Annotated in this window: 11 protein-coding genes and 2 pseudogenes; 9 read left to right on the top strand and 4 right to left on the bottom strand. The window is 58.4% G+C overall.

Annotated features, from left to right (window positions below; all coding sequences use genetic code 11):
• Positions 1–1758, top strand: a 1758-nt coding sequence (locus JFT80_RS18455; RefSeq protein WP_201148838.1) for a hypothetical protein, incomplete at its 5' end; no start/stop codon positions are given.
• Between the two features lie 20 nt (positions 1759–1778).
• Here the strand turns inward: JFT80_RS18455 and JFT80_RS18450 are convergent.
• On the bottom strand, positions 1779–3485 hold the full coding sequence (locus JFT80_RS18450; protein ID WP_201148837.1) for an Ig-like domain-containing protein: 1707 nt from the start codon (positions 3483–3485) through the stop codon (positions 1779–1781).
• Positions 3486–4468: 983 nt separating this feature from the next.
• Here JFT80_RS18450 and JFT80_RS18445 point away from each other — a divergent pair.
• Positions 4469–5526 (top strand): annotated as a pseudogene (locus JFT80_RS18445) (Rieske 2Fe-2S domain-containing protein).
• An 88-nt stretch (positions 5527–5614) separates the two neighbouring features.
• Entirely contained in the window at positions 5615–6565 is a 951-nt protein-coding gene (locus tag JFT80_RS18440; RefSeq protein ID WP_201148836.1) for a PDR/VanB family oxidoreductase, read from the top strand.
• Positions 6566–6574: 9 nt separating this feature from the next.
• Here the strand turns inward: JFT80_RS18440 and JFT80_RS18435 are convergent, their stop codons facing one another.
• The 3 genes and pseudogenes from JFT80_RS18435 to JFT80_RS18425 form a co-directional block, all read right to left on the bottom strand.
• Positions 6575–7288, bottom strand: a complete 714-nt coding sequence (locus JFT80_RS18435; RefSeq protein ID WP_045061350.1) for a GntR family transcriptional regulator — start codon at positions 7286–7288, stop codon at positions 6575–6577.
• Positions 7289–7371: 83 nt separating this feature from the next.
• Positions 7372–8621, bottom strand: a pseudogene (locus tag JFT80_RS18430) (OprD family porin).
• 67 nt (positions 8622–8688) lie between these two features.
• The gene (locus JFT80_RS18425; RefSeq protein ID WP_201148835.1) at positions 8689–10023 is read right to left on the bottom strand and encodes an MFS transporter; all 1335 of its coding nucleotides are present in this window, start codon (positions 10021–10023) and stop codon (positions 8689–8691) included.
• Positions 10024–10733: 710 nt separating this feature from the next.
• On the opposite strand from JFT80_RS18425, the gene JFT80_RS18420 reads away from it, so the two are divergent.
• The 6 genes from JFT80_RS18420 to JFT80_RS18395 all read left to right on the top strand — a co-directional run.
• A complete protein-coding gene (locus JFT80_RS18420; RefSeq protein WP_201148834.1) occupies positions 10734–11411 on the top strand; it encodes a hypothetical protein in 678 nt (225 codons plus the stop codon).
• A gap of 423 nt (positions 11412–11834) precedes the next feature.
• Positions 11835–12188 (top strand): hypothetical protein, encoded by a 354-nt coding sequence (locus tag JFT80_RS18415; RefSeq protein ID WP_201148833.1) that lies wholly within the window; start codon positions 11835–11837, stop codon positions 12186–12188.
• A gap of 150 nt (positions 12189–12338) precedes the next feature.
• The gene (locus JFT80_RS18410; protein WP_201148832.1) at positions 12339–12713 is read left to right on the top strand and encodes a hypothetical protein; all 375 of its coding nucleotides are present in this window, start codon (positions 12339–12341) and stop codon (positions 12711–12713) included.
• A 116-nt stretch (positions 12714–12829) separates the two neighbouring features.
• Entirely contained in the window at positions 12830–13399 is a 570-nt protein-coding gene (locus tag JFT80_RS18405; protein ID WP_201148831.1) for a hypothetical protein, read from the top strand.
• 138 nt (positions 13400–13537) lie between these two features.
• Entirely contained in the window at positions 13538–13849 is a 312-nt protein-coding gene (locus JFT80_RS18400) for a hypothetical protein (protein WP_201148830.1), read from the top strand.
• A gap of 99 nt (positions 13850–13948) precedes the next feature.
• A partial coding sequence (locus tag JFT80_RS18395) for an MBL fold metallo-hydrolase (protein WP_201148829.1) occupies positions 13949–14172 on the top strand: 224 nt, incomplete at its 3' end.

The raw sequence follows: 14172 nt of genomic DNA, 5'->3' as shown, positions 1-14172 counted from the left end.
GGCATCAGCATCAGCATCAGCATCAGCATCAGCATCAGCGTCGGCATCCGCGTCAGCATCAGCGTCAGCGTCAGCGTCGGCATCAGCATCAGCATCAGCATCGGCGTCCGCATCAGCGTCGGCATCCGCGTCAGCATCCGCATCAGCATCAGCATCAGCGTCGGCATCGGCATCGGCATCGGCATCGGCATCAGCATCGGCGTCCGCATCCGCATCCGCATCCGCATCCGCATCGGCATCGGCGTCGGCGTCCGCATCAGCATCAGCATCTGCGTCAGCATCTGCGTCAGCATCGGCGTCCGCATCAGCGTCAGCATCAGCATCCGCATCAGCGTCGGCATCAGCATCAGCATCAGCATCCGCATCAGCGTCAGCATCAGCATCCGCATCAGCGTCGGCGTCGGCATCAGCATCAGCATCAGCATCAGCGTCAGCGTCAGCGTCGGCATCGGCATCGGCATCGGCGTCAGCGTCCGCATCAGCATCAGCATCGGCATCGGCATCAGCATCCGCATCCGCATCGGCGTCAGCATCGGCGTCCGCATCAGCGTCGGCATCCGCGTCAGCATCAGCATCCGCATCAGCGTCAGCATCTGCGTCAGCATCCGCATCCGCATCCGCATCCGCATCCGCATCCGCATCAGCGTCGGCATCAGCATCAGCATCAGCATCTGCGTCCGCATCAGCGTCGGCATCCGCGTCCGCATCAGCATCCGCATCAGCGTCGGCATCAGCATCTGCGTCAGCATCGGCGTCCGCATCCGCATCCGCATCAGCGTCGGCATCGGCATCGGCATCAGCGTCAGCATCGGCATCCGCATCGGCGTCAGCGTCGGCATCCGCATCGGCATCGGCATCGGCATCGGCATCGGCATCAGCATCCGCGTCCGCATCCGCATCCGCATCCGCATCGGCGTCCGCGTCCGCGTCCGCATCAGCATCAGCATCCGCGTCGGCATCAGCATCTGCGTCAGCATCGGCGTCGGCGTCGGCGTCGGCGTCGGCATCAGCGTCAGCATCCGCATCAGCATCAGCATCAGCATCAGCATCTGCGTCAGCATCGGCGTCAGCATCCGCATCAGCATCAGCATCAGCGTCAGCGTCAGCGTCGGCGTCGGCGTCCGCGTCCGCATCTGCGTCGGCATCCGCATCCGCATCAGCGTCGGCATCAGCATCAGCATCAGCATCTGCGTCCGCATCAGCGTCGGCATCCGCGTCCGCATCAGCATCTGCGTCAGCATCGGCGTCCGCATCCGCATCCGCATCAGCGTCGGCATCGGCATCGGCATCAGCGTCAGCATCGGCGTCCGCATCGGCATCCGCATCGGCGTCAGCATCAGCATCAGCGTCGGCATCCGCATCGGCATCGGCATCGGCATCGGCATCAGCATCCGCGTCCGCATCCGCATCCGCATCCGCATCGGCGTCCGCGTCCGCATCCGCATCCGCATCCGCATCCGCGTCCGCGTCCGCGTCCGCATCAGCATCAGCATCCGCGTCGGCATCAGCATCTGCGTCAGCATCGGCGTCGGCGTCGGCGTCGGCGTCGGCATCAGCGTCAGCATCCGCATCAGCATCAGCATCAGCATCGGCGTCAGCATCCGCATCAGCGTCGGCATCCGCGTCAGCATCCGCATCAGCGTCGGCGTCGGCGTCCGCATCTGCGTCGGCATCCGCATCCGCATCCGCATCAGCGTCGGCATCGGCGTCCGCATCCGTATCATCGATGTCGGACGCCGTTACTTCTGCCGGGGTTGAGACATTGTTTGCAGCGTCGGTCAGCGTCGCGGTGAGGGTTTCGCCGTTGATTTGGGGGTGGTCAGCACTGCTTCGAAGTTGCCATAGGGGCCGACAGTGCCGGTGCCGATCACGTTGCCGTCAGCATCCTTGATGGTGACGGTGGTGTTCGGTTCGCCCTTGCCCGTGACGGTGGTGCCATCGGCACCGACTGCCAGGTCGGTTGGCGCGTCGGGGGCGGTGACGTCTGGGCCGCCGGTGTTGTTGTGAGCATTGACATTGGCGGGCGCAGACTCGTTACCAGCGGTATCGGCCAGCGTCGTGGTGAGGATCTCGCCTTGGGTTTTCGGGGTGTTGAGCGTGACCACAAAATTGCCGTCGGTGCCGACAGTGCCGGTACCGATCACGTTGCCGTCAGCATCCTTGATGGTGACAGTGGTATTGGCGTCGCCCTTGCCACTGACGGTGGTGCCATCCGTGCTGACGCTCAGATCAGTCGCGGCCGCTGGTGCCGTGCTGTCACCCGCGTCGACGCTGGCCGGGGCAGAGACGTTACTCGCGGCGTCGGTCAGCGTTGCCGACAGGCTTTCGCCGTTGATGTGTGGGGTGGTCAGCACTACTGCAAAGTTGCCATCGGTGCCGACGGTGCCGGTACCCATGACGTTGCCGTCAGCATCCTTGATGGTGACGGTAGTGTTCGGTTCGCCCTTGCCCGTGACGGTGGTGCCATCCGCGCTGACGCTCAGATCAGTTGGGGCCGCTGGTGCCGTGCTGTCACCCGCGTCGACGCTGGCTGGCGCAGAGACGTTGCCCGCTGCGTCGGTCAGGGTTGCCGACAGGCTTTCGCCGTTGGTTTGTGGGGTGTTCAGCGTGACCGCGAAGGTGCCGTCAGCGCCCACCGTACCGGTGCCGATCACGTTGCCGTTGGCATCCTTGATGGTGACGGTTGTATTGGGCTCGCCTTTGCCGCTTACGGTAGTGCCGTCCGGGCTGACGCTCAGATCAGTCGCGGCTGCGGGTGCCGTGCTGTCGCCTGCGGTGATCTCGCCGGGTGCGGACACGTTACCCGATGGGTCAGTGAGGGTGACTTCGACTGTTTCGCCGTTGGTTTGCGGCGTATTCAGATTGACCTGGAAGTTGCCATCCGTGCCCACGGTGCCCGTGCCGATGACCCGGCCACCAGCGTCCTTGACCGTTACGGCCGAGCCCGATTCGCCTCTGCCACTGAGCACCGCGCCCGTTTCATTGAAGCTCAGCCCTGTAGGTGCGCCCGGAGGCGTCGAATCGGCGTCACCGCCACCGCCACCGCCACCGCTTCCGCCATTACTGTCAGAAATTATGGCTGCGGCAGCGCCAACACCCAGCAGACTCAAACCCCAGACCACCCAGTCGGGCGTCGTGCTGCCCGCTGCCGTGGCGGCCATCAGTTCTTGAACCGTGCCGATTTCACTAAAGGTAAAGCCGGAGTATGGCGAGGAGTAGCTCCCCAGGAGCAGCGTGCCGTCGTTCTCCTCCAGTACCAACTGGTTGAGTTCCCCGTCGCTGTCAGCCACAAAGAAATTCTGGATCGTGACCGTGCCACCGGACTTGAGCGTGATGACCAGGTTCTTGCCCGACTGTTGCATCGACTGGACGCTATTCGGGCTAATGGGCACTTTTACAATACTTGTTCCGTTCAGGGCGACGTTTCCAAACGCTTGTTCGGTCGTCGCCCCCGTCCCCTTGTCGATCACTACAATGTTCTTCATCGCACACCTGTTTTTATATCAGCTAGTCAATTCCCATAACAAAAGCGAGTCGAACGCGTACGCAGCCCTTGAACAGAGACTGAGCATTCGAATTAGCGAAAGTTATGTAAGCGTTTAATCCAGAAGTAGTACTCAGCCCACCCCCGAGCGCTCACAGGACGCGAAGTCATTAACTTGGCCAGCAAGAGGGACATTGGGCTCGCACAGGGAAGTGGCAGCGCCAGCCAGCATGGGCGTAGAGAGCCATAGCATGCGTTTGCGGAGGGACTTGATCACCGTTGACGCTCCCTGTCATTTGCCCGCCATCGGGGGTTAGCATCCTTTCGCCAAGCGTATCGAGCACGCTTGTTAGAGGTGCAAGAATCAAGCGGATAACCGTCGCGGCAGAATGTTGCTACCACACTGATAACGGCTCGCTTACGGGGATACTAGCGAGCAAAAAGTTGGCGTCAAAGGAAAATTGTTAGTGCATCGATACCCACACTAAAACAGCGGTATAACTAATTAATCAATGATGTTTGCTGGATTAAAACTGAAGGGATATAGGATGTAAATTTCATTATCATAAAATAATATCATGGGCGAAATTAGCACCCATTCAAGGGCTGATTCATGCACAAAGTATTAAGCATTAGGTCTTGTTACATATTGAAACAAAGTATCTGAACGGCGCCTTACGTCTGACGATCGTGCCTTCCAGCTTGCATAACTAACACCCAAGTCTCGGCCCCCTCCGCCAGTCGCGCCTGGACTTGCTCCGATACCGCTTCACGCTAACAGCGTCGAACGCGTCATTCAGTGCTCAGTGAGTAGCGCGATCCAAAAATTCGGCCTTGGCATTTCGAGTTCGGGTAACGGCTATTCCAGTGCCATCCGATAGCCAATGGATCCATTGATGTCTGTATACAGGCTTAATGCTTGACTGATTTGAGAATACTCATATTTAATGGATCCATAAAAACAAGCCTGCGCTGGAGATCTTCATGTATCCGAAAAACACCTGGTATGTCGCCTGCACCCCTGACGAGATCGCTTCCAAGCCTCTGGGGCGGCAAATATGCGGTGAGAAAATCGTTTTCTATCGAGGCCTTGAGGGGCGCGTTGCCGCTGTCGAGGATTTTTGTCCTCATCGCGGCGCTCCCTCTCGCTTGGTTATGTCGACAACGGCAACCTGGTGTGTGGATACCATGGCCTGGTCATGGGCTGCGACGGCAAGACCGTCGAAATGCCGGGTCAGCGCGTACGGGGTTTTCCGTGCAACAAGACTTACGCGGTCGAAGAGCGTTACGGCTTCATCTGGGTCTGGCCCGGGGAGCAGGACAAGGCTGATCCTGCACTGATCCACCATCTGGAATGGGCTGTGAGTGATGAGTGGGCCTACGGCGGAGGGCTGTTCCATATCAATTGCGACTATCGACTGATGATCGATAACCTGATGGATCTCACCCACGAAACCTACGTACACGCCTCGAGCATCGGCCAGAAAGAGATCGATGAAGCGGCGCCGGTCACCACTGTCCAGGGCAACGAGGTGGTCACCGAGCGGCACATGGAAAACATCATGGCGCCGCCGTTCTGGCGAATGGCCCTGCGTGGCAACAATCTGGCCGACGACGTGCCGGTAGACCGTTGGCAGATCTGCCGCTTCAGCCCGCCCAGCCACGTGTTGATCGAGGTGGGTGTGGCCCACGCCGGCAAGGGCGGTTACCACGCCGAGCCGCAACACAAGGCCGCGAGCATCGTGGTCGACTTCATCACCCCGGAGACCGAAACGTCGATCTGGTACTTCTGGGGCATGGCACGCAATTTCAATCCCGGCGACGAAGCCCTGACCGCCAGCATTCGTGAGGGCCAGGGCAAGATTTTCAGCGAAGACCTCGACATGCTCGAGCAGCAGCAGAAAAACCTGCAGGCCCATCCCGAACGCAACTTGCTCAAGCTCAACATCGATGCCGGGGGCGTGCAGTCCAGGCGCGTGCTGGAACGTCTCATCGCCCTTGAACGAGCACCGGCGGTCGAGCTGATTGCGGCGGCCAAATAGCCAAGGGCATTGCCCTATAGCGCTACGCCAGTCCCCTCCCAAAGATCCTGTTCGCGGCCACTGCGGTGGCCGGTCTTGAAGGTGCGCCATGATTGAAGTCGTCGTGACATCCCGCAACAACGAAGCGTTGGATATCTGCAGCTACGAGTTGACCTGTGCCCAAGGCGGGGCATTGCCCGTCTTCAGTGCCGGGGCCCATATCGACGTGCACCTGCCCGGCGGACTGATCCGCCAGTACTCGCTGTGCAATCACCCGCAAGAGCGTCATCGCTACGTGATTGGCGTACTCAGGGACGCCGCCTCGCGCGGTGGTTCCCAGAGCCTGCATGAGCAGATCAACAGTGGCGATCGGCTGATGATCAGTGAGCCGCGCAATCTGTTCCCGCTGGTGGCCGAGGGACGACGCAGCCTGTTGTTCGCCGGCGGCATCGGCATCACCCCGATTCTGTGCATGGCCGAGCAACTGGCCCACAGCGGCGCCAATTTCGAGCTGCACTACTGTGCTCGCTCCAGTGAACGTGCGGCGTTTGTCGAGCGCCTCAAAGGGGCGTCCTTTGCCGATCGTGTGCACCTGCATTTCGATGAACAAGCCGATTCTCGCCTGGACGCCGCCAGGGTTCTGGCCAATCCGCAGCCTGACGTGCACCTGTATGTCTGCGGCCCCTCAGGCTTCATGCAGCATGTACTCGACAGCGCCAAGGCTCAGGGCTGGAGCGATGGGCAGTTGCACCGTGAATACTTCGCTGCGGCGCCGGTGGATACCGCCGGCGACGGGACGTTCCAGGTCAAGCTAGGCAGCAGCGGGCAGGTGTTCGATATTCCCGCCGACAAGACGGTGGTCCAGGTGCTGGAAAGCCACGGTGTCGAGATTGCAATCTCTTGTGAGCAGGGCGTCTGCGGAACCTGCCTGACCCGTGTGCTGGAGGGGGTGCCGGATCACCGTGACCTGTTCCTCACCGAAGACGAGCAAGCGGCCAATGATCAGTTCACGCCCTGCTGTTCGAGGGCCAAATCCGCGTTATTGGTGCTGGATCTCTGAACGAGCCGGTCATTCGCCGCGCGCGATGACTTTTACCCGCTCGCCATTGCCGATTGCTCCGAACACTTCGGCGTAGCGCAGCGTGGCGTTGGCGTGTTCACGCATGATGGCTTCAGCGCGTGCGCCCTGGCGGCTGACCAGCGCGTCGTAGACCGAGTGGTGTTGCATGTGCGCGAAGTTGAAGCGCCGGTATTCACGCGCCATGTCTTCACGATCGATCGCCAGCGCTGACACGGAGGCGAAAGGGCGATGGTCGTTGCGCGACAGGGCTTCGGCAATGGCCGGGTTGGCGCTGCTGGCGACGATCACCTGATGAAAACGCATATTGAGGTCATGGAATACCTCAAGGTCTTCTTCGGTCACAAAGCCTTTGTCGAACAGTGCATCGCCCTGCACCAGGCATTCGAGCAGCGCCGCCTGCGCCTGTTCACTCAACCCGCGCTCGGCGCTCTGCCGCGCCGCCAGCCCCTCCAGCACCCCGCGTACCTCCACGGCGCCGGCGATATCGTCGGCGCTCACCGAGCGTACCTGATAGCCCCGCCCGCCATGGCGCACCAGCAAGCCTTCCTGTTCCAGGGTCAAAAAGGCCATGCGCACCGGCATGCGCGAGACGCCGAAGCGTTCCGCCGTCGGAATCTCCATCAGCCGTTCGCCGGCCGCCAGCTCGCCCGAGGCGATCATTTTGCGCAGTGCGACCAGCACCATTTGACCTGGTTTGCTCATGCAGGCGACTTCCAGTGAGGGGTCGCCATAGTAACGCAAGGAGAGGGGGAGATGCAGGGGCGCCAGGCGCCCCTGGGCGGAGGTCAGAGTGACAATGGGTAGCTGACGATCACACGGGTCTGATCGAAGTCACTGTTGAAACTGCGGCGGTTGGTGGCGTTATTCACCCGCAGGCTAAGGTTCTTCAGCGGGCCACTTTGCAGGGTGTAGCTGAGTTCGGTGTCGCGCTCCCATTCCTTGCCATTGCTGCCAGCCTTGGTCGTCGCGTTGTCGCCATGACCATAGCGGGTCATCAGCTGCAGGCCGGGAATACCGACAGCGACGAAGTTGTAGTCATAACGAGCCTGCCAGGAACGTTCATCGGCGTTGCTGAAATTGCCGTTGAACATGTCATTGCCCAGGGTGCGCCCACTGCTGCCATACACGGACATCCAGCCGGTATCGCCGCTGACTTTCTGCAGCCCCAGATACAGGGTATGGCCCCCAGGTTGGCCGAGAACAGCCCGTAGGCGGTATGGCTTTGCACGTTGCCGATACGCGCGCTGCCGTCATCCTTGTCGATGAAATAGCCCAGGTTCGCGCCGAGGGTCCAGTCACCAAACTTCTGTTTATGCAGCAGGTTCAGATAGCTTTGCTGATAGATGTCTTCGAGTTGCGAGTGCCAGGCGCCAATCAGCGTTTGTTGTTCGTTAAAACGGTATTCGGCGCCCGCGTAGTTGAAACTGTCCGACATGACGGTGGGAGCCGCCCAGGCCGAGAGGTCTTGCATGTCCGAGGAGTTACGCAGGCTCACGGCGGTGTATTGACCTGCCTGCAGGCTCAGGCCAGGGAGCTCTCGGGACACCAGCGTGGTGCCCTGGAAGGTCTGTGGCAGCAGGCGCCCGTCATCGTAGCGCAGCAGCGGAATATCCGGCATGAGCTCGCCGAGCATCAGCTCGGTGTCGGACACACGCATTTTTGCCGCCACCCCCGCGCGCCCGTAGTTGTCGGCGGCGTGACCATCGTCGTGCACCGGCAGCAACTCCGATCCGGAGCGTTGAGGGCCGCTGTCGAGCTTGACGCCAAACATCGCTATACCGTCCAGGCCAAAGCCGACCACACCCGGGGTAAAACCGGAACTGAACTTGAGGATCGCGCCCTGGGCCCATTCCTCGATCTTGCTCTTGCTGGCGCCGGGATCGTTGAAATCACGATTGAAATAGTAATTTCGCAGCGTCAGGCTGGTCTTCGAATCCTCGAAAAAACCGCTGCTTTCAGCCTGCGCCGAAGGAATCAGGGCAAGCGCTATTGCACCGCCGAGCAGCGCCCGGGGAGGGAAGGAGAGGTAAGTCATTATTGTTGTTTTCCTGAAGGATGTAGTCAGTAGCGGGGACCGACCCCGCTACCTCTTTGCAAGGGTGTCAGGCCTGGCTGAGCTGGGTGCCAGGCTGTGGTTGGGCGGCAGGCCGCAGTGCCAAAAGCACAGCGGCGGCGATGACGAAAACCACGGCAAACACCCCATACAGGTGCAGGGGTTGCCAGCCGCCGTCCAGCAACAGGCCGGCGACCGTCGGCGAAAGAATCGCGCCAATGCGGCCGATACCGATGCCCCAACCCACCCCCGTCGCGCGCACCGAAGCGTCATAGACAATCGGCGACAACGCGTACAGGCCCGCCACACAGCCGTTGGCAAACAGGCCGATCAACAGCCCCAGACCGAGCGCCATTGACACCGATGAAGCCGAGCCGACGAACAACACCAGCAGGCCTGCGGTCACCAACATGAACAGCGACAGCACCCGAGTCAGCCGCCAGCGCGAGGCCATGGCGCCAATCAATGCCGCGCCAAAAATACCGCCAACACTCAGCAACACCCCGCCGCTGATCCCTTGTTGTGCCGACAGCCCTGCCGCTACCAGCAGCTTCGGCGTCCAGCTCATCACGAAGTAGAAGCCGAACATCACCAGGAAGAACAGCAACCAGATCAGCAGCGTGGTGCGCCGCGACGCCGGTGAGAGCAACTGCGCCAGGCGTCCCCGGCCTGAAGTCGGCGCTGTCATGGCGAGGGGCAGGGCGCGCAGCTCCGGCTGGCCGAGGCGGACGGCCAGACGATTGATCCGGGCCAAGGCATTGACGGGACGGCGGGCGATCAGAAAATCCAGCGACTCAGGCAAATACAGCAGCACCAGGGGAATCACCGCCAGGGTCACGACGCCACCGAAGATAAACACCGAGCGCCAGCCAAAGTGCGTCAGCAGCCACACCGACAACAACCCTCCAAGGGTCGCGCCCAAGGCATAACCGGTGGACTGCAGGCTCACCGCCAATCCTCGCCAGCGTTTGTTGGCGTACTCACTGGCAATCACATTACTGCTGGCCAGGATCCCGCCAATACCCAGGCCGGTCAGCCCGCGCATTAGCGCCAGTTGCAAGGGCGTCTGGGTCAGCGCCGACAACAGCATCCCGACACCCGAGAGCAGCAAGCAAAACAGAATCAGCGGGCGACGACCAAAACGATCAGCCCACGGGGCAATGAACAAAGAGCCCGCCGCCATGCCAAACAGCCCGGCGCTCAACAACAAGCCGATCTGCGCACCGTTCAGGCCCCATTCGGCAGACACCGAGGAGGCCGTGAAGGCCATGACCAGCACGTCGAAGCCATCAATCATGTTCAGGACAATGCAGATGCCCACGGCTAGCCACTGGAATGGGGCCATTGGGCGCTCGTCCACCACTCTCTTTAGGTCGACTGTCATGGTCGGCCCTCGAGACGAGGTTGTGCACGGGTAAGGCTGGAATAGCAGACGAAGGTGGCTGCAAGCCAAGGCTTGAGCCAGATTGAGAAGTCACTCATCACGACAGACACCCTTGTTATTTTTATGGGCGGGCAGGTGGGGTACCTGACACCGTGTGGTGGCAGTCAATCAATTTATGGATCCATTGAGAAGTGGGTTTCAGAAAAATGTTATCTCGCACTTTTTCAAATAACAAATAAAGTTATTTAAAAATCAATTAGTTATACTGTTTTTGAAAGTGTTCGATTATCGGACGAATTGGGCGTTTTGTCTTTAGGGGATCCACTAATGGCCGGCGAGGGGCTGGTTTGGTAGACCCCGGGGATATGCTTCGCGTTTTAAGCCGAGCGCCGCAAACATTATTTACACACCGTTCGCTTTTGGCTGTTTACTGCCCTTCGCCCAGGGCAGCAGTCGGCCAAAGGCGGCCGATCGGGGCGTCATTTTTTCCAAAAGGTAGGATTTTTGGGGACTCCTTAAAAGTATTCAGCGGTTGTCAAAATCAGCGATGTCGAGAATTAAACTTATCATCAGATGGATTGCCGGTTCCTTCGACTTCATCATTTAAGTTTTTAGAAGGCCACCGAGGTTCGTTCCGAGAAATACCACCAGCTGTGCTTGTGGCTCTGAACTTTTGCTAAGCGAGGATAGGTACTGGTGTGGGAGCGATAGTGAAAGCAGGTGTCCAGATTGGAGTGGGTATACTGGCTGTGTTCGCTTCTGTAGTGGCTAGCGGAGATACCCCTTCTGTATGTGGAACCTTGGCCGGAAAAGAATATTCAGTATCTAGAACGTATCTGTTTTTTTGGCCCGAGAGAGAGGGCGACTCCTGGAGCGGCACTACACCGAAGATCACAAAGTGCTCGGATCCAGTCAAGTCGCTTGTGCTGGAGGCCTATTGGCCCGATATGGCCCCCGCAGGTAAACTCAATGTCTACAACGATAACGATACGCGGCATATTGCTGTGGGGGTTAGTACGTTGGAACTTGGGGCCGAGTCTGATGATCTGAATTTGGACGAGCTGCTCAAATATCTTCTGAGAAAAGCCAACCCTCAGGACGTGGAGGCTTACCCTGATAGGTTCGGTCTATCCTTCTATACTGGGCCAGACCCGTCTTTTGCTCAATTACATACCGAGCTTTACTGGAAAACCGATAACAGCGGAAAAATTAAGCTTTTAATTCAGTGTATTTACGGGACGAAAACAACAGGCGTACCCTGCACTTTAACAACCGGAGCGGAGCAGAAAGGTGCACTCATTGAACTCAGATTTAACTATCTATATCTTCCCTCATGGAATGACGTACTGAAAAAGTCCGTCGAACTTTTGGGGAAAATCTATCGCTAGTGGTTTCTCGGTAGCAGCCTGCACATTTTACTATATGGCCACTTATCACCAACTAGTGCCTTTCGCGAACGACAGATTTGGGTCGGCTTCAGCCAGTCGTGGTAGGCAGACACCGGCCAATAGCGGTTACTAAGTGGTACACCTCTGGGTACAACCACATTTGGCAAACCGACTAAGCAACCCACGACATACCCAGAATGCCCCACGAGATACATAGCTGAAACGCTGAAATTACATCCCACGCGGATTGAATGTCGGGCAAGCCTCAAGGGCGAATCCTTACACAAGCAAGCGAAGAAATTGACGAGGCCGTGCGCCTCAAGCTAACAATGCCGGTCTTGCGTCGCTACGCGACGACTGCTCATCCAAATGGCGTGGAATCTGCACTCTGTTTGAAAGACTGACTGGAAAGGATGCCTGACTGTGACCAAACCCCGTGTTTCATTACTCGTAATCCTTGATTCAGGCCTCACGTACGGGCTTCAAAAACTGCTGCTTTTCGTACTGACATCTCTCTTGCCCATGCTGGGCGTGATTGGTCTGGTAGTCACCTACCAAAGCTGCTTCGAGCACGGCAGGGGTCTCTTGGAATTATCGCGCTTTGAAGTCATCGCATTTGTACTGTTTATCGCTCTGGAGCGGCGCTTCACTTACTACTGCAGGCTCTTTGGCTACAGCTTCTGGCAGGGATTGGTCAGGCTGCTCAGGGTGTTGGGCGTTGCCTCACTAATGGTCGGAGTTGGTGCTTTGCTAATTGAGGGGGGCTTCGGCGATTGAACCTATCTTGCTGCAGCCTCTCTGGTTGAGTACCTACCTGCTGGCCTTGTACGTGTGCGCACCTGCTGCCCTTATCGACTATGCAGCACAGAACGCTCGCGCTGATACTGTTGAGCCTACGTTGAATACATCTGACATGGAGTCCAAGTCGTGATGCTGCGCTTTTTACCCTTTCTGTTCTTACTCCCGGCTTGCGTTATGGCCAAGCCCGCAGAGCCTGAGTCGGTAAAGCTCATCAAAGCCTGCAAAGAACTGGTTGCCATGTATGACCGTGAGGGTGAGGAGAACCAACTGGTCAGTTGGTTTGGCTCGGTTTCCGAAGGCATGCAGGCAGGGTACTGCCGAGGCGTTATTGTTGAGTACCGGCGCAATAATGAGTTGCGAGCTGTAGAGCAATGGTCAAGTCATCAGCGCTGTAACCAGCTGAACTGGTTTACTCAGGCGCAACAGATTGCAAATTTCTCGCCAGAGCCATACGCAGGTTATTCGATCGGTCACATATTGGAGTCTTCCTGTGGCCGCTGAACGCTGGATAACGCTGCAACAAGCCGTTGGCGACCCGCTTGGCATCCCTCTAGCCAAACACCCTACCTTGCGTAATGCCGTCACACACGCTGGTCAAGGCGTTGGCGAAGGCGGAGTTGATCACGCTGCAGCAGGAACGCTTTGAATACAGTGCCAGCGAGAAAAAGAGGTTGAGCCTTAACGCAGTGGATCGCTCGTGCCTGTTGAACGCAGTGCTATTACAGGGCGTGTTCGCCGAGCCGAAGATCGTTATCAAACTGTTTACCGATGCAGCAATACGGGCCAACCATGCAGCCTGGGCGAGGACGCTGCTGATCGACCAACAGAGCCAAGCCGGCCAAGGGTTCCTTCCTTCTCAACTGACCCGTTTTCTGGACATGCTGGCGGGGGCCTGCGATCTAACAATCGAGCCGCTGCCCAACCCTTTTGCTGACACATTGCCGCAAATGGGTATTGGCCCGGCTAACTGTACAAGCCTTATGCACTTAGCCGCCGTTCAGGCAGCCGTACTCTCGCAGGGTGACAGCATGATGGCCTACTACCTAAACGGCGATCTCGAAAAAGCCTATCAGGCGGCCCTACAGATCAAGAGTGACGCACCTGCGCTTGAGCAATATCGCGACCTGATTATTCGCGATTATCGCGACTCAAAAGCCGTGAAGGCGCTGCTCGACGATTGGCGATAAACGGTCTTGGTTGTGGAATCCACACCCCGAAACTGGCTCCGTCATCACAGAGGAGCACGTCATGACAAACCATCAACCATTTCCCATTGATCCCGCCGTCGAGCAATTGGATCTATCTGCCCTGCACTTCGCCCCCAGATGCAATATCTGGACTGGGCCAGTGCCGAGCTGGAGTACCGGCGCTTTCTCAGCCTGAAGCAGTGCTACCCCAATCAAATGTTGATGCCATCTGGTGCAGCCTGGCAGTTGTGGCAAGCGCACATTCTGGATACCCGTCTTTATCGCAGCGATTGCGAGCGCCTGTTTAACCGCTTTATCGATCACCACCCCTACCTCGGCCATGACAGTGCGGCTGACCGACGCGAAAGGCATTTTGCCGAACAGCTTTATAAGGGGCTGTATGCCCGGCACTACCCCGTACCAGCCGGTGTATTGGCCTTGAGCGACTGAGCCTCATCACGCTTCGCCACATCTAAAAAACTTAATTCAGACAGCTCGGCTGAGTGCCCAAGAGCGGCGCCTGCTGTCGCCCCTAAGAAGGAAATAATCATGTTGAAAATCAAATTTGTTGGCGCAATCGAAGGTGTCAGTGGTTCGTGCACGTGGCTGCACCACACCGATTCTGACACGCAGTTTCTGGTCGACTGTGGCATGCATCAGGGCACGGAGCGCGAAGTATGGGCCAATAGCCAAGCGTTTCCCTTCCAGGCTGCGCGCCTCAAATATGTGCTACTCACTCATGCCCACATCGATCACTGTGGCCTGCTGCCACG

This window comes from Pseudomonas sp. TH10, from assembly GCF_016651255.1.
GTDB lineage: Bacteria > Pseudomonadota > Gammaproteobacteria > Pseudomonadales > Pseudomonadaceae > Aquipseudomonas.
The sequence above is the reverse complement of the archived record's forward strand: the minus strand, read 5'-3'. Positions and strand labels throughout refer to the sequence as shown.

Coding starts and splice junctions, on each gene's coding strand:
- JFT80_RS18440 (WP_201148836.1), top strand. CDS start 5,615: ATGATTGAAGTCGTCGTGACATCCCGCAACAACGAAGCGTTGGATATC.
- JFT80_RS18425 (WP_201148835.1), bottom strand. CDS start 10,023: ATGACAGTCGACCTAAAGAGAGTGGTGGACGAGCGCCCAATGGCCCCA.
- JFT80_RS18435 (WP_045061350.1), bottom strand. CDS start 7,288: ATGAGCAAACCAGGTCAAATGGTGCTGGTCGCACTGCGCAAAATGATC.
- JFT80_RS18450 (WP_201148837.1), bottom strand. CDS start 3,485: ATGAAGAACATTGTAGTGATCGACAAGGGGACGGGGGCGACGACCGAA.
- JFT80_RS18400 (WP_201148830.1), top strand. CDS start 13,538: ATGCAATATCTGGACTGGGCCAGTGCCGAGCTGGAGTACCGGCGCTTT.